Annotated in this window: 19 protein-coding genes; 11 read left to right on the top strand and 8 right to left on the bottom strand. The window is 47.3% G+C overall.

The window, feature by feature from the left end; all coding sequences use genetic code 11:
• The 11 genes from Q0R17_RS10150 (at position 1) to Q0R17_RS10100 (ending at position 10,401) form a co-directional block, all read left to right on the top strand.
• Positions 1-474 (top strand): SoxR reducing system RseC family protein, encoded by a 474-nt coding sequence (locus tag Q0R17_RS10150; RefSeq protein WP_293934703.1) that lies wholly within the window; start codon positions 1-3, stop codon positions 472-474.
• The gene (locus Q0R17_RS10145) at positions 471-1,880 is read left to right on the top strand and encodes a DegQ family serine endoprotease (protein WP_293934700.1); all 1,410 of its coding nucleotides are present in this window, start codon (positions 471-473) and stop codon (positions 1,878-1,880) included. Before Q0R17_RS10150 ends, Q0R17_RS10145 begins: the two co-directional genes overlap by 4 nt.
• Positions 1,877-2,122: a glutaredoxin family protein gene (locus tag Q0R17_RS10140; protein ID WP_293934698.1), complete on the top strand. Its 246-nt coding sequence runs from the start codon at positions 1,877-1,879 to the stop codon at positions 2,120-2,122. The genes Q0R17_RS10145 and Q0R17_RS10140 overlap by 4 nt, the downstream gene beginning before the upstream one ends.
• Before the next feature lie 196 nt (positions 2,123-2,318).
• A complete protein-coding gene (gene lepA, locus Q0R17_RS10135; RefSeq protein WP_293934695.1) occupies positions 2,319-4,112 on the top strand; it encodes a translation elongation factor 4 in 1,794 nt (597 codons plus the stop codon).
• A 109-nt stretch (positions 4,113-4,221) separates the two neighbouring features.
• On the top strand, positions 4,222-5,181 hold the full coding sequence (gene lepB / locus Q0R17_RS10130) for a signal peptidase I (protein WP_293934693.1): 960 nt from the start codon (positions 4,222-4,224) through the stop codon (positions 5,179-5,181).
• 11 nt (positions 5,182-5,192) lie between these two features.
• Entirely contained in the window at positions 5,193-5,567 is a 375-nt protein-coding gene (locus Q0R17_RS10125; RefSeq protein ID WP_293934691.1) for a DUF4845 domain-containing protein, read from the top strand.
• 2 nt (positions 5,568-5,569) lie between these two features.
• Positions 5,570-6,307, top strand: coding sequence for a ribonuclease III (gene rnc / locus Q0R17_RS10120; RefSeq protein WP_293934689.1), 738 nt, complete (start codon positions 5,570-5,572; stop codon positions 6,305-6,307).
• Complete coding sequence (gene era / locus Q0R17_RS10115) at positions 6,304-7,230, top strand: GTPase Era (RefSeq protein WP_293934687.1); 927 nt, start codon at positions 6,304-6,306, stop codon at positions 7,228-7,230. The genes rnc and era overlap by 4 nt, the downstream gene beginning before the upstream one ends.
• 5 nt (positions 7,231-7,235) lie before the next feature.
• Positions 7,236-7,955, top strand: coding sequence for a DNA repair protein RecO (recO, locus tag Q0R17_RS10110; protein WP_293934686.1), 720 nt, complete (start codon positions 7,236-7,238; stop codon positions 7,953-7,955).
• A 362-nt stretch (positions 7,956-8,317) separates the two neighbouring features.
• Positions 8,318-8,680, top strand: a complete 363-nt coding sequence (locus Q0R17_RS10105; protein WP_293934684.1) for an STAS/SEC14 domain-containing protein — start codon at positions 8,318-8,320, stop codon at positions 8,678-8,680.
• 14 nt (positions 8,681-8,694) lie between these two features.
• Entirely contained in the window at positions 8,695-10,401 is a 1,707-nt protein-coding gene (locus Q0R17_RS10100) for a hypothetical protein (protein WP_293934681.1), read from the top strand.
• 54 nt (positions 10,402-10,455) lie between these two features.
• Here Q0R17_RS10100 and Q0R17_RS10095 read toward each other — a convergent pair whose 3' ends face one another.
• The 8 genes from Q0R17_RS10095 to Q0R17_RS10060 all read right to left on the bottom strand — a co-directional run.
• Positions 10,456-12,336 (bottom strand): MFS transporter, encoded by a 1,881-nt coding sequence (locus Q0R17_RS10095; protein WP_293934679.1) that lies wholly within the window; start codon positions 12,334-12,336, stop codon positions 10,456-10,458.
• 103 nt (positions 12,337-12,439) lie between these two features.
• A complete protein-coding gene (locus Q0R17_RS10090) occupies positions 12,440-13,528 on the bottom strand; it encodes an anhydro-N-acetylmuramic acid kinase (RefSeq protein WP_293934677.1) in 1,089 nt (362 codons plus the stop codon).
• Entirely contained in the window at positions 13,525-14,850 is a 1,326-nt protein-coding gene (locus Q0R17_RS10085; protein ID WP_293934675.1) for a peptidoglycan DD-metalloendopeptidase family protein, read from the bottom strand. Before Q0R17_RS10085 ends, Q0R17_RS10090 begins: the two co-directional genes overlap by 4 nt.
• A 234-nt stretch (positions 14,851-15,084) precedes the next feature.
• The gene (locus Q0R17_RS10080) at positions 15,085-15,966 is read right to left on the bottom strand and encodes a DUF6999 family protein (RefSeq protein WP_293934673.1); all 882 of its coding nucleotides are present in this window, start codon (positions 15,964-15,966) and stop codon (positions 15,085-15,087) included.
• A gap of 245 nt (positions 15,967-16,211) precedes the next feature.
• Positions 16,212-18,071 (bottom strand): iron-containing redox enzyme family protein, encoded by a 1,860-nt coding sequence (locus Q0R17_RS10075; RefSeq protein ID WP_293934670.1) that lies wholly within the window; start codon positions 18,069-18,071, stop codon positions 16,212-16,214.
• Positions 18,071-18,940 carry a fatty acid desaturase gene (locus Q0R17_RS10070; protein ID WP_293934668.1) on the bottom strand — a complete coding sequence of 290 codons (870 nt, stop codon included), beginning with the start codon at positions 18,938-18,940 and terminating at the stop codon, positions 18,071-18,073. Before Q0R17_RS10070 ends, Q0R17_RS10075 begins: the two co-directional genes overlap by 1 nt.
• Positions 18,930-19,691: a sterol desaturase family protein gene (locus tag Q0R17_RS10065; protein ID WP_293934665.1), complete on the bottom strand. Its 762-nt coding sequence runs from the start codon at positions 19,689-19,691 to the stop codon at positions 18,930-18,932. The genes Q0R17_RS10070 and Q0R17_RS10065 overlap by 11 nt, the downstream gene beginning before the upstream one ends.
• Before the next feature lie 173 nt (positions 19,692-19,864).
• A partial coding sequence (locus tag Q0R17_RS10060) for an IS3 family transposase (RefSeq protein WP_293934726.1) occupies positions 19,865-20,020 on the bottom strand: 156 nt, incomplete at its 5' end.

Raw genomic sequence — 20,020 nt, 5'->3', positions numbered from 1 at the left:
ATGATTGAAACTGAAGCACAGGTGATTCGCGTCGATGGGCGGCATGCTTGGGTTAAAATCAAGCCACATACGCCTTGCGGGCAATGCGATCCTAAAACCGGTTGCAAATCGGTGGCGGTGAGCCGCTTGTTTGCACAGGCTCAAGAAGGCTTTCGAGTGCAAAGTCCGTTGTCATCTAAGGCGGGTGATTTGGTGACTGTGGCTGTGGCAGAGCAACAGCTGCTTAAAACCGCCGTGTGGGCTTATGGTGTGCCTCTGCTGTTGCTGATTGCAGGGGCGGCTCTAGGGCAATGGCTTATGCCTCAATCGCCTGCATATTCTGTCCTTGGCGCGTGTATCGGATTTGTAGTGGGTTTTGTTTTGCTTAAGCAGCAGCACCAGCTGGCGGCCTCTGCCGAACCAGTCATTGTGGCGAGTAGGCAATTAAGCCCCTCGCCGTTTCTTAGCCCTTGTCAGATGAAACGTAAATCATGATGAAAAAACTAATTGCCAGTTTAAGTTTGGGTTTTGTAGCGAGTGCCTCTTTTGCGGCAGCTAACCTGCCTGATTTCACCCAGCTGGTCGAAAAAGAAGGCCGTGCCGTGGTGAATATCTCAACCACGTCCACTATCAAAGAGCAGCCGCAGCAAGTGGGCGATGAAGACGGTATGGATATTTTCCGCCGTTTTGGTTTTCCTGTGCCGCGAATGATTCCGCGAAATGGCCAGCATCAGCAGCCTCGTGAGCGTCAGGCGCAATCTCTAGGCTCTGGTTTTATCATGGCGGCGGATGGTTATATTCTTACCAATGCCCATGTGATTGCGCAGGCTGATGAAATCACCGTTAAGTTAACAGATAAGCGCACATTTAAAGCCAAAGTGATTGGGGCGGATGCCCGTACTGATGTGGCTTTACTTAAAATTGATGCCACAGGCTTGCCCAAAGTCACGCTTGGCGATGCAAATAAGCTCAAAGTGGGTGAGTGGGTGGTGGCGATTGGCTCGCCATTTGGCTTTGAAAATACGGTGACAGCGGGCATTGTTTCAGCCAAAGGCCGCAGCCTGCCAGATGAAACCTTTGTGCCGTTTATTCAGACTGATGTGGCGATTAACCCAGGTAATTCAGGCGGGCCGCTATTTAATATGGCCGGTGAAGTGGTTGGGATTAATTCGCAAATTTACAGCCGTTCGGGTGGCTTTATGGGGCTATCGTTCTCGATTCCGGTTGATGTGGTGATGAAGGTGGCGGATGAATTAAAAGCCACCGGCAAAGTCACGCGTGGTCGAATCGGTGTGGCTATTCAAGAGCTAAACGATGATTTAGCTAAAAGCTTTGGTTTAAGCAAAGTAAGCGGTGCACTGCTGGCTAGCGTAGAAAAAGACGGCCCCGCCGATAAAGCAGGCTTAAAGCCTGGCGATGTGATCTTGAAATTTAACGGTCAGGCTGTCACTACATCGAGCGATTTGCCTAAGTATGTTGCCGCTGTTCGCCCAGGCACCAAAGTGCCAGTACAGGTTTGGCGTGATAAAGCACTGCGTGATGTTGCTGTGACAATTGGTGTGCTTGAGCAATCCGATCGCATCAATGCAGAGCGTGAATACCGCGGCAATCAAAATGATGAAGGCGGGCGCTTTGGTTTGTCTTTGCAGGCAGTTGAGGCGGCACAGCTTAAGGCTATGGGCCTAAAATTTGCCGTTCAAGTACAAGCGGTGCGTGGCCCTTCAGCAAAGGCAGGCTTGCAGGCCGGCGATTTAATCGTGGCGGTGGCCAATCAAGAGCTCACCAGCCTTGGCCAGTTAAAGCAGCTACTGACCGCGCTTAAGCCAAATGAAGCCAGTGCACTGCGGGTGATTCGTGGCGATGCTTCGATGTTTATGACTATTCGTGCGCCAGCGAAATGATTGCTCTTAAATTATATGGCCGCGAATATTGCGGGCTGTGCTTGGTGATGCGCGATGCTTTGCAGCAGCAGGCCGTGGCTAAGGGCTTTGTTTTAGAATGGATTGATATCGATGATGTCGATCATTTAGAAGAGAAGTATGGCGAATGGGTGCCGGTTTTGGCCGCTGCGGACGGGGTGGAAATATGCCATTACCACCTTGATCAAGCAGCACTTGATGCCTATCTTGCTAATTTCCGTTAAAATCACTGCAAATTAATATCTGGGGTGCGAAAGCGAGCTATCGGATTTTCAAAAATCGACGGCAGATCAAGCTTACAGCATCACAGCGCGCTGATATGAGCGCGCTGCGTTGCCGCTGATAGCTTGAATCCTGAAGATTTTTAAATTCGGTACAGCTCTTTCGTACCCCTTTTTTACGTGAGTTTCTGGCAGACCAATGGATCATATTCGTAATTTCTCTATCATCGCTCACATCGATCACGGCAAAAGTACGCTGGCTGATCGCTTTATTCAATTCTGTGGTGGCCTAGAGCTGCGTGAGATGAGCGCGCAAGTGCTCGATTCGATGGATATCGAAAAAGAGCGCGGCATCACGATCAAGGCGCAGACGGCTGCGCTATCTTATAAAGCCCGTAATGGTGAAATTTATAACCTTAATTTGATCGACACCCCAGGACACGTTGACTTCTCTTACGAAGTCAGCCGCTCTTTGGCTGCTTGTGAAGGCGCGCTGTTGGTGGTGGATGCCTCGCAAGGTGTTGAAGCTCAAACTGTCGCCAACTGCTACACCGCGCTGGAGCAAGGCGTGGAAGTGGTGGCTGTACTGAATAAAATTGACTTGCCAGCGGCGGATCCTGAGCGTGTGATTCAAGAAATTGAAGACATTATCGGCATCGAAGCCACAGATGCAGTTCATGCCTCCGCCAAAAGCGGTATTGGTATCGAAGATATTCTTGAGGCGCTGATCGTTAAAGTGCCCGCCCCTAAAGGCAATCCTGATGGTGCATTTAAGGCGCTGATTGTGGACTCGTGGTTTGATAACTACGTTGGCGTGGTGATGTTGGTGCGGGTGGTGGATGGGCAGATTAGCCCGAAAGAAAAAATCATGTTTATGTCGAATAAATCGCAGCATCTTTGCGAACAAGTCGGCGTATTCACCCCAAAAACAGTACAAAGAACCGTGTTGAAAGCCGGTGAAGTAGGCTTTGTGATTGCGGGGATTAAAGAAATTGCCAATGCGAAGGTTGGCGATACCATCACCACGGCTAAAGACCCTGCTACTGAGCCTTTGCCTGGCTTTAAAGAAGTGAAATCTCAGGTATTCGCGGGGCTTTACCCGATCGAAGGCCATGATTACGAAAAACTGCGTGATGCCTTAGAAAAACTCAAGCTGAATGATGCCTCGCTACATTACGAGCCGGAAGTTTCGCAGGCGCTGGGCTTTGGTTTCCGTTGCGGTTTCTTGGGCTTGTTGCACTTAGAAATCGTGCAAGAGCGCTTAGAGCGCGAATTCGATATGGACTTGATCACCACCGCGCCAACGGTGGTGTATGAGCTGCTGCTTAAGTCAGGCGAAGTGGTGCATATCGAAAATCCATCTAAGCTACCGGACCCTTCTAAATACGAAGAAATCCGTGAGCCGATTATTACCGCCACTATCTTGGTGCCACAAGATTACGTGGGCGCGGTGATGACGCTGTGTAATCAAAAGCGCGGTAATCAGCGCAATATGCAGTATATGGGCCGTCAGGTGATGCTGAGCTACGATCTGCCAATGGCTGAAGTGGTGATGGATTTCTTTGATCGTCTTAAATCAGTGAGCCGTGGTTACGCGTCCTTGGATTACGATTTTAAAGAATTCCAAGTGGCTGACTTGATTAAGCTAGATGTACTGGTGAATGGCGAGCGCGTCGATGCCTTAAGCCTGATTATTCACCGCAGCAGTAGCCAGTATCGTGGCCGTGAGCTGGTGGCTAAAATGCGCGAGCTGATTCCACGCCAGATGTATGACGTGGCGGTGCAAGCGGCGATTGGTAGCCAGATTGTGGCGCGTGAAACGGTAAAAGCCACTCGTAAAGATGTATTGGCAAAATGTTATGGTGGTGACGTTTCACGTAAGCGTAAACTGCTGGACAAGCAAAAAGCGGGTAAGAAGCGCATGAAGCAAGTGGGTAATGTTGAAATCCCACAAGAAGCTTTCCTTGCAATCTTGCAAGTGAGCGATAAGTAAATTACTAGACAAAAAATTTTCTAGCATTGTTGTATTTACTTGGCGTATTCAAAGTACTGCCTGTGTTGGTGTGCTTTGCTAGAGAACTCCCCTATAAAAAGGAAAGCGGATGAACTGGTTGTTGCTCGGAATTGTTTTCGTCATTTTAGGGCCCGTGTTGGTAGCAATCGGTGCCAAGCATGAGCGTAAAGGCAGTGAGCCACCTTCTTTAGTGCAGTACGGCTATCTTGCGGTGGTGATGGGCTTATTTATTGTCTTAGTACAATACTGCTCTATCTCTGCTGCCATGCTTATTTTTGTATTGGTGACGGGGGTAATTTGGGGCTTAGATCGGTTTATTTGGGCAAAGAAGCGTGGTGAAACACCGATTGCCGATTGGGTTGAATATGGCCGTGGTTTCTTTCCTGTATTGCTAGCGGTATTTGTATTGCGCTCATTTGTTGTAGAGCCTTTTCAGATTCCATCTAGCTCAATGCGTCCTGGCTTAGTGGTGGGTGATTTTATTTTAGTGAATAAATTTGCTTATGGTTTGCGCACGCCTGTGATTAATAATGTGATGGTGCCTGTAGGTAAGCCAGAGCATGGTGATGTGATGGTGTTTAATTACCCTGAAAACCCATCGCTTAATTATATTAAGCGGGTGATTGGTTTGCCTGGGGATACCGTTGAGTATCGCAATAAAAAGCTAACGATTAATGGTAAACCTGTGCCAACCACTGATATGCCAGACCATCAGTATGTAGAGCAGGGGACTTATTTAATTAATAATAAGCAATACAATGAAAAGCTAGGTTTGCATGATTACTCTACTTTAGCCATGGCGGATGTGCCATCGGTAAATATGGGTGAAGTGCGTGATTTTCCTTTTCGCGAAGATTGCCGCTATGATGAAGAAGGCTTTAGCTGCAAAGTGCCAGAAGGCCATTTCTTTATGATGGGCGATAACCGTGATCATAGTGCCGATGGCCGTTATTGGGGCTTTGTTCCTGATAAATACGTAGTCGGTAAAGCGTTTCTTATTTGGCTTAATTTTAAGGATATGGGGCGCGTTGGCACCTCTATTCGTTAAGGAAATTAATAATGCATAGTCGGCAGCGTGGTTTGTCTTTTGGCTCTTTTCTAATGTTTGCAATTGTGGGTGCGGTCATTGCCATTACGGCGCTGAAAGTGGTGCCGACTTATTTAGAGTACTTTACCGTTAAAAAAGCCATTGAACGTACGGTTAAAGAATATGGTGCACAGCAGCCCGCTGCAATTAGAGAGGCTTTTGGGCGCCAATCATCGGTTGATAATATCCGGGGTATTAGTGCTGCTGAATTACAGATTTCTCAGGCTAGCAGTGGTACAACGGTAAGTTTAAGCTACGAGCGGGTTGTTCCAATCGTGGGAAATATGAGTCTGTTGTTCGCTTTTGATATCCAAAAATCGAATACGCAGCAAGCTGCGGGTAATTAGTCGTGAGTGTTGTTCTTCCCCCAGAGCGCCTATTAAGGGTGCTCTCTTATTCTTTTAAAGAACCAAAGCTATTTAAACAAGCTTTAACGCATCGTAGTTTTTCTTCTACGCATAATGAGCGCTTAGAGTTTATTGGCGATGGTGTTCTAAATTCCTTGATTGCATTGGCTTTATATCAGACGTTTCCTAAGCTGCCTGAAGGGGATTTATCCCGCTTACGGGCAAGTTTGGTACGCCAAGAAGCCTTAGCCAGTATTGCCACCGAGCTTAATCTCGGTGATTTTATTTGGCTGGGCGAGGGCGAGCTAAAAAGTGGCGGCCATCGGCGTCCATCCATTTTAGCGGATGCCTTAGAGGCAATTTTAGGCTCGATTTGGTTAGATGGTGGCTTCGATGCGGTTTCAGCTGTGGTGCAAGCGCTATTTGCATCCAGAATTGCTGCCATTGATCCGCTGCTTGGTGCAAAAGACGCCAAGACCAGCTTGCAAGAGTGGCTGCAAGCTCGCCGTTATACGCTGCCGGCGTACACTATTCTTCGGCAGGATGGCGAATCGCCCGATCAGATTTTTGAAGTGAGCTGTTGTATCGCTGAAGTGAAGTTGCTAACCAAAGGCGTTGGCACAAGTCGCCGCGCCGCTGAGCAGCTTGCCGCCGAATCAGCCCTCACCATTTTGCAGGATAAGTTCCCGCTAAAAAGTAAGCACGCAGCTAGCAAGCTAGCCAAAGGTAAAAGCGCATGAGCGAGATAGATATTCAAAACGAAGTAAACGATTTTCGTTGTGGCTTCGTGGCCATTGTAGGCCGCCCAAATGTAGGTAAATCAACGCTACTTAATCAATTGATTGGCCAGAAGATCAGCATTACATCACGTAAAGCACAAACAACGCGTCACCGTATTACGGGTGTGCATAGCTCAGAAACTGCTCAGTTTGTATTCGTAGACACGCCTGGCTTTCAAACCAAATACCAAAACGCTTTAAATCAAGCCATGAATCGCAGCGTAACCAGCACCTTGGCTGATGTTGATGTGATTATGTATGTGATTGAAGCGGGTTACTTTAGCCCCGCCGATGAAGAAGTGCTGAAGCTATTGCCGACTAATCGCCCGGTGTTATTGGTGCTGAATAAAATTGATGAGCTGAAAGATAAAAACGAAATGTTCCCGTTTATTGAAGCGATGAATGCGCGTTTTGATTTTCATGCCATTGTGCCTATTTCCGCACAAAAGAATCTAAGCGTGGATGTCTTGCTTAAAGTGGTAGAGCCACTGCTGCCTAAATCGGTGCCTTTATACGATATAGATCAAGTGACCGATCGCAATGAGCGCTTTTTGGCGTCAGAAATCATTCGTGAAAAGATTTTCCGCTTAATGGGGGAGGAGCTGCCTTATTCCATGACGGTAGAAATCGAAAAATTTGAAGATGATGAAATGCGTGATGGTCGTGAGCTACGCCGTATCCATGCTGCCGTCTTGGTGGATAGGGATGGACAAAAGGCCATGTTGATCGGCCAAAATGGTGAAAAGCTGAAACGCATCGCCACTGAAGCACGGCAAGATATGGAAAAACTCTTTGACGCTAAAGTGTTCTTGGAAGTGTGGGTCAAAGTGAAAAACGGCTGGGCGGATGATACCCGCTTGGTTCGTCAGTACGGTTACGAATAAAGCCCGTGGCAAGACCCCTAAAGCAGCGCATTGATACGCAGGCGGCCTTTGTACTGCATCAGTACCCATACAAAGAAACCAGCCGCCTGCTCGATGTATTTAGCCGCGATCATGGTCGTGTCATGATGGTGGCTCGGGGGGCCCAACGCCCCGGTTCGCAGCTGCGTAGTATTTTATTAGGCTTTCAGCCCGTGCTGCTGTCTTGGTTTGGTGTGGGGGAGCTTAAAACTCTACACTCTGCAGATTGGCAGGGGGGCATTCCCCAATTACGCGGCTTGCCGCTGCTGTGCGGCTTTTATTTGAATGAGCTGCTGCTACGTCTTCTGCCTCGCGATGAACCCCATGCTTTATTGTTTGCCAGCTATTTTGAGGCGATTCGCGCTCTGTCTATCTTACCTAGTGATGGCTTAGGGGTAGAGCCGGTTTTGCGTGAGTTTGAGCGTGTTTTGCTCGATGCGATGGGTTATGGCGTTGATTGGGGGCAGTGTGAGGGCCAGCCGGTGCTGGCTGGGCGCACATATGGCTTTGATCCAACACTTGGTATTATTCCAGTGCAAAGTCATTTGCCTCAGTATCAGGGGCAGGCTTTGCTCGCCTTTGCCACCGGTGATTATGCCAGCGTGGCAACTCAGGGTAAGTTATTAATGAGACAGGCATTCGCGGCTATTTTGGGCGATGCGCCTTTGCATACCCGCCAGCTTTTAATTGATTTGCAAAAGCTTTAATTGGCAAAGTATTTATCATCGCTTGCCTGCAGGGCAGGGGTGAAGAATGTCACAATAGGGTCTAGAATTGATTGATCCATTATGCGGCAATAATCCGCGTTTATCTGGGGTGATCATTCAATTTGGTCATTTCTCTGAATTAGCAAATACTTAAATCGTTTCGTATTTAATTGTGGTTTGCTTTAAAGCACTCTCTTTTATGCAGAGTTAACAAAACCTTGCGGTAAAACAAAAGCGGACGCATTAATTTTAAATTGCTATAAATAATTAAAAAAATGTAATCCTTGTCGAGGCAGGGGAAAGCTAAGTAAACTAGCTAGTAGACATTGTATTTTAGTTTTTTTCTTGGGCAGGAGTCCGCGATGATTAGCATTTCACAAGAAAGCGATTATATCCAGACCACCGTTTTGGGTGAATTTACTTTGCAAGACTATCGTGAATTTGAAGAAAGTGTGCTTTATCAGTCCAAGTTTCATGGGCCAGTGGCATTATTGTTTGATTTGCATGGAATGCTAAGCTATACGCTTGATGTGGCTTTAGAAGAACTCAAATTTGTTCGTGAACATGGGCAAGAATTTAATCGCATCGCTGTGGTTACTTCGGATCAATGGGTAACTTGGTCTGCTTGGTTAAGCCGTATGTTTACTGATGCTGAAATTGGTATATTCGATGATGCTGATGATGCTAAGGCTTGGCTTGTTCAATCCTCTGAACTCAATGCCTAACTGATAGGCGAATTATGCGTAATTTTTTAACGACTATTTTTTCAAAAGATAAATCGCCATTTGCTAGCGTAAAGGCGGCTACGTCGTGGTGTAAACGTTTGCAAGAGATTGATACACAATCACAGCAGCTTAAAATACATCAGGCGGTCGCCGCATTTATTAATGAGCAGAGAGTGGCAAGCTTAGAAAGCTTACATGTTTTACTATTGCTTGATGATGCTGCTCAGCTGTCTTATGAGGCCGTTTGTTACCAATACATTTCTAATCCTCGGATGTCGAAAGATATTGAGATTAAACTTTGGAAACAAATTACTCAATTTGCTGCGGATATGGTGGTTATTTACCAGTGCTTTGTTCAAGCAGAAGTTGATGGTGGCAAAAAAGCAGAGCTTGCTCTGCTTATGCCCAAGGTATTGGCTAGAAGCTTGCATTATTTATCAATTCAAGCCAAGTGGCATTATTTTAAATTTGAAAAAGTACCGCCTAAATTATGGATTTTATCCCATCAGCTTTATCGCCTATCTGAAATAGAAGGCTGCGATAGTAATCCCTTCCCTCTTTATAACTTGCACGGTAAAGAGGTGACTTCTTGCGCGGATGAATATATCCAAATGTTAATGTTGGGCTCTTTGTCTAGCAATAACCTCTCTGTGCGGCAAATTGATTGGGTCGATCAATGGCTTAATCAGTGGTCAAAACTTATTCAGCTATCACGGAAATTTCAAGAAGGGCGCTATCATTTCTGCGTGAATTTACAGGCCCCAGAAGGGGCGCAAAAAATTCAGCCTGATTGTGAAGGGGAGCCATTCAGATACTGGGGTTTGCATGATTTAATGCAGGAAGTCACTGATTTATTACGCCGTTTAGAAACGGGCAGTCTGCCGCGAGATATTGGTATGGGCAAAGATTGCCCTGCGCCATTGGCTCTAGAATTACTCAAACATTTAGATATGTTTTGGTCATTAAGTATTAGAAATAGCGTAGTGCAAAGAAGTGAGCGTAAAAAAGTCGCTAAAATTGCCGATATCATTAGCGGTCTAGATTGCATTGTTGGCCATATACGCTTAGATAACGATAAGTTTATGCGTAAATCAGCCACAGATGAGCGAGGCCATGTCGATTATGATGAAATCATGGATATGCGTTTATATGGTTTTGTTTCTACTCGCACTAAAGAAAAAGTATCACCAGCTAAGCAAATCGAAAATAAACAGAATGATTGGTTTGTGTGGAGTATAGAAAACGAAAGCGCGGGTGGTTATGGTGCGGTAGTACAGTTTTCAGAAAATGAATGGGTGAGGCCTGGCTTATTGCTGGCTAATCGCTTGGGTCGTAATGAAAACTGGCAGCTTGGTGTGATTCGCCGCCTTAATCGTTTAGCAGACGATGAAGTCTATGTGGGGATTCAATCACTGGCCGTTGCTCCTGTTGCCGTTAATTTATATATGGAAAAAGAAGAGCGAAAAGAGCGTATTTCCTTGGCCGAAGAAAGTACATTTGGTGTATCTGATTTGCCAAATGTGCGCACGGCTTTGTATTTACCGCATCAAGTGGATGCAAAAAATGTAAATACGCTTATTTTGCATTCGGCTGATTATGGTGGTAACAAAATTTACCGTGTTCAAGCGCGCGAGCGGATTTTTATGGTGCGTTTAGGATCCGTGATTGAAAAAGGCATTGATTGGATTTGGGTCACGGTATTTGTATTAAGCCAAGAATAAATATCCTGCTAAAAAAACCAGCCCATTTAAATTGCTTTAAATGAGCTGGTTTTTTTATTTCCAATCAGCACGTAATACCCTGACTTGTTGCTCTAAGTATTGGCGGGTAGCAAGGGCTGCCGGAACAGGCTCCCCTACAATAAAGCCAACTTTAGCCCAGATATTGCGCGGCATCTTCATCATTGCTGCGCCATCTTTGCGGCTAAAGAAACTGCCCCATAGGCCTTGCAACGCAATGGGTATGACTGGTACGGGGGTGCGTTTAATAATTTCATCAATGCCAGGTTTAAAGGTGTTGATTTCGCCAGTGTGGGTGATTTTCCCCTCAGGGAAAATACAGATAATTTCACCTTCATCTAAGTATTGAGCCACTTTATCAAAAGCTTGGCCCTTCATATTTGGGTCTTCACGCATCGGGGCAATGGGGATCGTGCCTGCGGTGCGAAAGATGAAATTAAGCACCGGTATTTTAAAAATACGATGATCCATGACAAAACGCACCGGCCGGCGTATTGCGCCAGCAATAATCATTGCATCCATAAAACTAACGTGGTTGCAAACTAAAACGCACGGCCCTTTATCTGGGATATTGTCTAAACCTTGATGGTTTACGCGGTAGAGGGTATGAGTCATGATCCACACCAAAAAGCGCATCATAAATTCGGGAATAAGCGTGTAGATATAAATGGACACGCCAATATTCATTAAAGCCACAATTAATAGTAGGCCTCGAATAGGAATACCCGCGCTGAGTATGGCGATGCTCATCCCTGCTGCGACTACCATAAAGAGCGAATTTAAAATGTTATTTGCGGCAATGGCGCGTGAGGTGAATTCTTTTTCAGTGCGCATTTGCACTAAGGCATAGAGGGGAACGATAAATAAACCGCCAAATACACCCATCAAGCCAATGTCGGCCATGATGCGCCAATGTGGCGCTGCGCTAATGAATTGCGAAAGTGTAAATTGCCCGCTAGGTGCATTGCCAATAGCAAAGAATAGCTCTATGCCAAAAAACGACAAACCTAAAGAGCCAAATGGCACGAGGCCTAATTCAATTTTCCGCCCTGATAGTTTTTCACAAAGTACGGAGCCAAGGCCAACCCCCACAGAAAACAATGCAACCAGTAGTGTGTAGACTGCGGCATCACCGCCCAGTACATCTTTTGCTAGGCTAGGGAGCTGGGTTAAATAGACCGCGCCAAAAAACCAGAACCATGAAATGCCCAATAAACTATTAAATACTGTTTTGTTTTGTTTAACATGCTTAACAATGTGCCACGTCTCTGAAAAAACATTCCAGTTTATCTTTAAATCTTTAACAGGGGCGGGGGCCGCTGGCATGCTACGGCTGCTTAGCCAGCCCAAAATGGCAACGCCCAAGCAGGCCCAAATAATCAGGGACTCACCATGTGGCTGGTGCTGAATAATCATTGTGCCCGCAATTTGCCCTAATAAAATAGCAACAAAAGTGCCCATTTCAATCAGGCCATTGCCGCCAAGTAATTCTTGATCTTTTAGATATTGCGGCAAGATTGAGTATTTTAATGGCCCAAATAAGGCAGAGTGCACGCCCATCATAAAGAGGCAGCTCATTAAAATCGCGGCGTCTTTTTGCCAAAAACCAATCCCAGCCGCTAGCATAATGGCAATTTCTAGTAGCTTTACCCATTGAGCTACGCGCGCTTTATCGTATTTCTCAGCTAATTGCCCAGCAAAAGATGAAAACAAGAAAAACGGCAGAATAAAAATACCTGCAGCAGCGTTAACCAGCGAGCCGGCACTGAGCCCTGCGGCAGATAAGCCGTGAAAGGTGATCATCACCAAGAGGGCATTTTTAAATAGGTTGTCGTTAAATGCCCCGAGTGATTGTGTAATAAATAAGGGTAAGAAGCGACGAGTCTTGAGTAGATCAAACTGGTTTGTCTGGTGCATAAAATCTTATCCGCAGGGAATCGGGGCCAAGTCTAACTGAGAAGCGGCTGATTTAGAACGGCTATTTACGTCTGCTGCATCAAGATTGCTAATGGCCTATCAGCTATGCGGGCCAAATAGCACCCAAGATGCGTGGCCCTTGCGCCCCTGTAACCCGTGGTAGGTTGGCGGGGATTCGGTCTAGGCAGCATTTTGCGAGCCAAGCAAAGGCATAGGTTTCCATCCAGTCTGGATCAACCCCCAGCGTGGCACTGCTGCACACATGGGTTTGTGGCAGCTCCAGCGCTAACATTTGCATCAGGGTTACATTGTGCGCGCCACCGCCGCAAATATAGACCGCATCCAGTGCTTGCTCCCGCAGCGTATTGGCAATGCTGCGCGCCGTTAAGGCACAAAGCGTGGCTTGTACATCGGCTGGGGCATCACTACGTTGTGCTAAATGATGGTCTAACCAAGCTTGGTGGAATAAATCTCGGCCTGTGCTTTTGGGGGCAGGCAAAGCAAAGTAAGCATCGCTTAAAAACTGTGCTAATAAATCAGGCAAGATTTGCCCCGTTGCCGCCCATGCGCCGTCTTTATCGTAGCGCTGGCCCTGCTGCTGGTCAATCCATAAATCCATTAGCACATTGCCAGGGCCCGTATCAAAGCCGGTGGTGGGCTGGCCTGCGATCAGCAGCGATGAATTGGCAATGCCGCCAATATTAACGAGGGCGCGTTTTTGCATGGGGTTGCTAAACATCGCTTGATGAAAGGCGGGCACAAGCGGCGCACCCTGGCCGCCTGCCGCTACGTCTCTGGAGCGAAAGTCGCCCACCACGCTGATGCCGGTTTGCTCGGCTAAGCGGGCGTTATTACTGATTTGCAAGGTGTAGCTGCATTCGGGGCGATGCCGAATGGTTTGCCCGTGGTTGCCAATCGCCTCGATATCTGCCGCCGTATAGCCGGTTTGGGCCAGTAGCTTGTGCACCGCATCGGCGCAAGCATCGGCATGGGCATTAGCGGCAAGCTGGGCCAAGTGCAGCTCATTGGCTTGTGGGGATTGCAGCGCAAGTAGCTGCGCCCGCAATGGCTCACTCAGCACGGTGCCTTTGGCGGCAATGAGCTGAGGGGGCGTACTGGTAAAATCAACCAGCGCGGCATCAATGCCATCTAAACTGGTGCCGGTCATTAATCCAATAATCAAACGGCTCATTCAGCGCGGGCCTGCTCTATTCGTTGTAAGAAAGCTAACTGGTTTTTGGTCTGCGCAGCGATTGGTTGAAAGTGCGCTAAGTAGCGGCTTTCAATTGGCTGGGCGGTGGGGAGCTGCAATGCAACTGGATTCACTTGCTGCCCATTAATTTTAAATTCGTAATGCAAATGGGGGCCGGTGACACGGCCTGTGGCGCCAACTAGCCCGATTACTTCGCCTTGTTTGACTTTAGAGCCGGTTTTTAGGCCGGGACTGAAGGCGGACATATGTGCATAGAGGGTGCTGTATTTGCCTGCGTGATTAATTTCAATATGCTTACCATAGCCACTATTGTCTTGGGTTATTTTGCTAATCACTCCATCTGCTGTTGACATGATTTTGGTGCCGGTTGATGCGGCAAAGTCGATACCCTTATGCTGCTTCCATGATTTTAACACGGGATGAAAGCGCATCTGAAAGCCAGAGCTAATTCTTGAAAATTCTACGGGGTTTTTTAAGAAAGATTGCTTCAAGCTTTTGCCGTCAGGCGTGTAATAAGCACCTTCCTTACTGCCTGGTGGGGTGTACCACATGGCTTGTAGTGTTTTGTGTTGGTCGCTAAATTCTGCGGCAAGAATTTTGCCGGTTTTGATTTCTAAGCCGTCATGCGTAAAGCTTTCGTACACTAGGCTAAAGCGGTCCCCGACTTTTAAACCACGGTGAAAGTCGATCTGACCAGAAAAAATCTCAATCAATTGCTTGGTAATATCGTCGGGAATATCCAATTGATCGGTGCTGGCGTAAAACGAGCTGGTAATAGTGCCCGATTTAACCACGGTGTGTAGTTGGGTTGTTGCATCGTTCATTGAGGCAATAAACCCAGTATCTTGACGTTTGATGCTTAGCTCTTGGTTTTTATTATTTAAGTAGTATAGCTCTAGCAGCTTGCCTTCTCGATCTGTCTTGGCCCGTAAACTACGGCTGGGGTGTAGCTCAAATAAGGCCTTAGCAATCGGATCATTGCGAATGAATTGGCTGGCTTGAGCATCGTCTACGTTTAGCCGGTTAAGTGCTGCCGATAAAGTATCCCCCGCACGAATCACATCCTCATGCCAGATGGGGCTATCTGTGATGCTGCTTGGTAAAATGGGGGTGGCAATCGCTTCGGTACGGGTACTGATAGCAATCTTTTCTTTAGGGCCAAGCTCGGCAACGCCATAGGCAGTAAGCGTAATACAAGAAGGGATTAAGATGATAAGCCAGCTTCTATGAATAAACTGTGGCGTAATACTGACAGAATGATTGCTGATTCTTTTCACAAAATCTTGAATAATACGTGGCATAGGAAGAACCGAAAAAAGCGTGTGCGCTAGACTAACAGATGATTTTTCTTAGTTAAACTTCCTTATTTAACATTGGCTTAAAGACTTAATCACATTGTGTTTGCGACGGTGTGTTTTGTGCGGCGCTAAAAGAGGCCGATGCCGCATGCTTGCAGGGCTGGCTTTGTTTTAACACCAACAATCTGCCGTTTGTCTAAAACATTGGCAAAATAAAATTATTGTGCAGTTATGGGTTTAATGGGCGTTACTGCTTGCGTTTGTTCGCTTCATTTCGCTAAGTAGGCAGTGCAGCATCTCGGTAGATAGCCCATGTAATACCAATCTATGCCCTGCGTGTAGGGTGGAAAGGGGGACCAGTGGGTGTTTATTATTCAGTAAGAGTAGATGTTGTGGTGTGTTGAGAAGAGTGGCGACATACACCCCCATGGTTTCGTCCATTTGTAGTGAATTTGCGGCACGCCAAAAATCGTTATCGGTCAGAAACAACTGGTAAACCGGTGTAAAGATCTCGATAGCGGTTTGCACGTCGATCCAATTGAGCTTGGTTTGTGGCATCGCGTTTAATGCCAATGGCGGCTCGGTAATCATGCTGAAATCAACTTCAGCCACTGCAGTCAGCTTTTTGTCTTCATCTCTTAAGGCTTGCCCTAGCCGGATAATAAAATTAAACAGGTTTAAATCGTGTTTAAGAAAAAGCTCATCGGCAAGTGCATCAATCGTCAGGGGCTTGAGGGGGGAAAGTGGCACGCTGACGGGCGCGTTTCGTTCTACAAACTCGATAATCTGCGCTCCTAAATGAAAATGACGCAGGATGAGCCAATTGGCCTCGGGCGATACAAAGCCTTTTAAGCCCCAGACTAAAAGCCGGTGCAGCGCTTTGGATGCGGCCCAGCGCTTGGGTAAAAGTAGCTTGAGGATTTGAATCAAAATCATCGAAAGCTTGGCGAGAGGCCGCACAAATGGCAGTAAAAACTGCCGTGAAGGCGAGGCTAAATCACTGAGCCATGCTTGTTTTACATGATCGGGTAGGGGCGTGCTTTGGTCTAGATACATCGCGAGCCAAGGGCTGGGGTCACGTGGATCGTGGGCTGTGTGCAAGAAATCATCTTTGGGCATGGTGGGGCCGTTTAATTGTAGATGGAGTTAACTTTATTCACAGATATTACGCAGCAAGATCAATAAAGACGTAGGCCACTAAAAACACGAATAAACACCGTATTACCATTGTCCTGTGATGGGTTTAAATAATGCCATTTAAAAAAGCATGTATGTTTTTTTCGTGTATTTAGTGCTTTTCGTCGACACATAGTTTTTGTGCTCTGTGTTCTGATTGGTGCCTACAGTTTTTTTAAATGTCCTTCTTATTCAATATGCTCAAATTGCATTAAATACAGCTGGGCGCAGCGTTTGGCCGTGGCCAAGATAGCCGGCGCTGCGCTTGGGTCTATGGCAAGGGTGATTTCTACTGCGCCTAGCCAGCGGGCAAGGTGGTGTTCATCGTTTGCACCGTGATATTCCAAAAAGCGAAAGGCTTGTGCGGGCAGCGTCAGTTGGGCACGCAGCAAGGGCAATAGGGTGGGGACGATGCGCTGGCCCGTGCCTTCAATAATATAAATCGCGCCTAGTAAGCCGATGGGATTGGGCGTGGCGGCTAGGGCGTGCAGATAGCTATTGAGCGCTTCGCCACCTGGATTACGGCGTAAATCATCTAAGGCGAGCTGGCCACCTGCAGCTTGGTAATCTTGGTAAAGGATCTGAAAATCGTTTTGCTCATCATCGGCGTGCAGGTCGATTAAGCTGGCTAAGACGGCTAGATCGCCACTGAGCGATGCCGCCGCCTCACGCATCCACAGGCTGCCTTCCCTGACTTGCGGCACCCATGCGGCTGTCCAGCGCTGGTAAGCCGCTTCGTCAAAGCGGCCATTCACCAGCGATTGGATCACGGGCGTGCGCCAGACTTGCGAGCGATAGTCTTGCCACAGGCTGGCTAGCTGGGTGAGTAGCGGCTGCAGGGCCAGTGGCGCGGTGCTTGGTTGATGCGGCGCGGGGATTTGCGGATCAAAGAGAACAGGATGAGTGCGCGGCGTGGCAGATTGCATGGCGTTGCCGTCTTCTACCTCAAACAGCATATAGGCTGCTGAAATACGGCCTGATTCGGGGATGAAGCAAAAAATCTTTTCACCTGCTTTGATGGTTTTTTGTTTTAAGAAATCAGCCAACATAATAAAGATAGAGGCTGCACCGGTATTGCCACGATGGCTTAGATTGCTGTACCAGCGCTCGGGCGGAATGCTGAGCCCCGCCTTGGCGAGTAGCTCTTCTACTACCGGCATAAACTTGGCTGATGAGTAATGGCAAAGAAAGTGATCAATCTGGTTCGAGCTAATCCAACCTTCGTCTACCAGCTTCACGTATTCATGAATACAGATATCAAATAAATGCGGCAGCATGCGGATATCTTGTCGCAGCGATAATGCGCCCGCGGCTTCTGCTTCGCCAGATGAGGCGAAGTCTAAAAAAGATTGGCTGCGATCTTCCGTTAGCCCCAGTTGCATACACACGGGGTAATCCCCTGAGAAACTCTTTTGGTGTATCCATTTAAGCTTAATATTAAGGCCGGCCTTTGGCTGGCGGCTGAGCAGCATGGCCCCTGCGCCATCGGATAACATCCAGCGCAAAAAATGCGCGTCAAAATCGCTTTGATAGCCACGTGGGGCAAAGCGGCTTTGCTTAAACATTCGAGATGGCATTTCGGCGGCCACGGCTAAGGCCTGCTGGTGCGCGCCTAGCTCAATGGCTTGGGCAGCAAATTCGATGGCGCTGACCCCCGCCGCGCACACGCCTTGGCAAGAAACGGTTTGCATGGGCGGTGCGCCCAGCTCGCCTTGAATCATATTGGCAAAGCCTGGCATCAGCGCGTCGCCCCCTGATGAGCCAACGGCCAGTAATGAGACTTTATCGAGGCTGCTTTGGGCCAAGTCTAAGCAGTGATGCACCGCTGCAGCGGCGATTTGTGCGTGGTTTTGCCGTGTTTTTCCTTCGGCATCAATAGCGTAATGGCGGGTTTTGATGCCATTTTCGGCGAGTATTCTGGCTTTTATGCGCTTGGATATTTTATTTATGGGCGCAATAAAGGCGTCCATTTCTTCATTGCCAATCGCAGGCCCAGGCAAATAGAGGCCCGCAGCGGATAGATAAACGTGTTCAAACTGAATCGGCATTATGCATCCTTATGGTGTTGCATCAGGCTTTGGCTGCGCCAGCGGGGGCGGAATAAGCTCAAAAAATAAGTACGAAACATATACGCCAGTAGCGGGCCCGCATTTAAACGCGGATCAACTTGCTGGCGGTAGTGTGGATGTAAGCTGCTAAGTTCAGACCAGTGCGCTCTGGGATGGCGATGATGCGTTGTATGTAGGCCAATATTAAACAGCAGTGGATTGACCCAGCCCTCAAAATTGCGGGCAAAGTTGATGCGTGAATGGCCATTAGCGTGGGCATGTTGTAAGTAATTGGTGGCTAATAGCCAGTGCAAGCCGTGTAATTGCGGCAGCAAAATGAAAGTTAAAAATTTGTGGTAATCAATCGTCGCCAAAATGATCCAAGCGAGGCCAAGCACTAAATATTGACGCAGGTAGTAATAAAAAACGTTGGTTTTTTTATGCTTTATGCGTATTAACCAAGTTATAAAAAGTGGGTAAAGCACCCATGCCGCTTGTAGTGGGTGTAATACATAGCCAAGCAGATTATTGCTATCGCTACCAAAGCGGTAGGTTCTCGCCTCATCTTTGGGGCCATGATGATAGCGATGGTGATTGGCAATATGCGCCGGATAAAACACAAAGCTAGGGTGACCTTGCAGCAGGGTAATCCAAATATCTGTGATTCTATTGAGCTGCTTATTCCGCCAGATATGTAAATGGCAGTGATTATGGTGAATAACACTAATGCCAAGCGTAAGAAAAAGCAGCAGGCAAAATAGCAGTTTATTGATGGTTGAGGTGAGCCCCGTTTGCCACAAATAAAGCATTAATAGCGGCTGCATGCCTAGATAAAGCAAGCTTTGCCAATCTCGCTGCTTATAAAGCATGACGGCTACGTTCAATTTTATGTTTTGCTGCATCTGCGGGCAGCGCTGTGCCAAGTAAACGATCCATAAAGGGGAACATAAAACCGTAATTACCTTGATAACAGGCGTGATGCAAATGGTGGCGGCGCGCGCCATTAAGCCACCAGCGATCGTGATCGGCATCGGGTAAAAAATCGTAATTGGAATGGCCAATATTATTAAAAATAATGCTGAAAACCGGTACAGCAGCCAGCGAGTAAATAGAGAAATCATGCACCAGCATCGGCAGCATAATCACATTGCCCAGCATAATGGCTTCAACGGGATGAAAGCTATAGGTGGACCATGCGGTGGTGACTATAGAGCGGTGATGGGGTAGGTGAAAACGCTTTAGCCAAGGCGTGTGAAGTAAGCGGTGGTTTATATAAAAATGGATTTCATTCCAGACGATCAAGGCAAACATTTCTATGGCAAGCTGGGCGGGCGGTGCGTTGATGGCCAGCCGTGCCCAGCCTAATTGCAGCAGGCCCCAAGGGAAAACCATGCCCGTGCCAAATAAGACAATGGTGAGCATAGAAAGCTTTATTTCCTTACGCCTTTGCGCGGGCATCAAGGGGCGTGGGTCGAGTACATGGCCGTAATGAATGGCAGGTAGCCACTTATGGCTAAGCAGTAGATTGAGCGTACCAAAGCCAAAATACAGGGCGGCAAAAAAAAGCACGCCAATTCCCATAATTTGATGCCATTGGGTTTGCAGCATGTATTCACGCATAGATCTGCACTGCGGGCGAGGATAATCATGGATTGTATGACGATTTCATCGGCCCGCCCTAGTTTATGGCTTACGTTTGTCTCAATCTGGCGACAGCAAGGCGAGCTGTAATAAAAAAGCCCACTGCTTTATGTAAGCATGAACTGACCCCAATTAGTTGGACAGTATAAAAGCTAGGTACTCAAGAGCTGGGTTCTGTATTGCACAGGACTCAGCCCTTTTAACTTCAACTTGATTCGGTCGTGGTTATAGTAATGAATGTAATCCACGATGCCTTGCTCTAGTTGCTCAAGACTAGTGAATTTTTCTAAGTAGAAGAACTCTGACTT

Source organism: Iodobacter sp. (genome assembly GCF_025352645.1).
GTDB lineage: Bacteria > Pseudomonadota > Gammaproteobacteria > Burkholderiales > Chitinibacteraceae > Iodobacter.
The sequence above is the reverse complement of the archived record's forward strand: the minus strand, read 5'-3'. Positions and strand labels throughout refer to the sequence as shown.

Excerpts from the sequence above, each read along its gene's own strand:
- Q0R17_RS10150 (WP_293934703.1), top strand. The coding sequence starts at position 1 with ATGATTGAAACTGAAGCACAGGTGATTCGCGTCGATGGGCGGCATGCT.
- Q0R17_RS10145 (WP_293934700.1), top strand. The coding sequence starts at position 471 with ATGATGAAAAAACTAATTGCCAGTTTAAGTTTGGGTTTTGTAGCGAGT.
- Q0R17_RS10140 (WP_293934698.1), top strand. The coding sequence starts at position 1,877 with ATGATTGCTCTTAAATTATATGGCCGCGAATATTGCGGGCTGTGCTTG.
- lepA (WP_293934695.1), top strand. The coding sequence starts at position 2,319 with ATGGATCATATTCGTAATTTCTCTATCATCGCTCACATCGATCACGGC.
- lepB (WP_293934693.1), top strand. The coding sequence starts at position 4,222 with ATGAACTGGTTGTTGCTCGGAATTGTTTTCGTCATTTTAGGGCCCGTG.
- Q0R17_RS10125 (WP_293934691.1), top strand. The coding sequence starts at position 5,193 with ATGCATAGTCGGCAGCGTGGTTTGTCTTTTGGCTCTTTTCTAATGTTT.
- era (WP_293934687.1), top strand. The coding sequence starts at position 6,304 with ATGAGCGAGATAGATATTCAAAACGAAGTAAACGATTTTCGTTGTGGC.
- Q0R17_RS10105 (WP_293934684.1), top strand. The coding sequence starts at position 8,318 with ATGATTAGCATTTCACAAGAAAGCGATTATATCCAGACCACCGTTTTG.
- Q0R17_RS10100 (WP_293934681.1), top strand. The coding sequence starts at position 8,695 with ATGCGTAATTTTTTAACGACTATTTTTTCAAAAGATAAATCGCCATTT.
- Q0R17_RS10095 (WP_293934679.1), bottom strand. The coding sequence starts at position 12,336 with ATGCACCAGACAAACCAGTTTGATCTACTCAAGACTCGTCGCTTCTTA.
- Q0R17_RS10090 (WP_293934677.1), bottom strand. The coding sequence starts at position 13,528 with ATGAGCCGTTTGATTATTGGATTAATGACCGGCACCAGTTTAGATGGC.
- Q0R17_RS10085 (WP_293934675.1), bottom strand. The coding sequence starts at position 14,850 with ATGCCACGTATTATTCAAGATTTTGTGAAAAGAATCAGCAATCATTCT.
- Q0R17_RS10080 (WP_293934673.1), bottom strand. The coding sequence starts at position 15,966 with ATGCCCAAAGATGATTTCTTGCACACAGCCCACGATCCACGTGACCCC.
- Q0R17_RS10075 (WP_293934670.1), bottom strand. The coding sequence starts at position 18,071 with ATGCCGATTCAGTTTGAACACGTTTATCTATCCGCTGCGGGCCTCTAT.
- Q0R17_RS10070 (WP_293934668.1), bottom strand. The coding sequence starts at position 18,940 with ATGCTTTATAAGCAGCGAGATTGGCAAAGCTTGCTTTATCTAGGCATG.
- Q0R17_RS10065 (WP_293934665.1), bottom strand. The coding sequence starts at position 19,691 with ATGCGTGAATACATGCTGCAAACCCAATGGCATCAAATTATGGGAATT.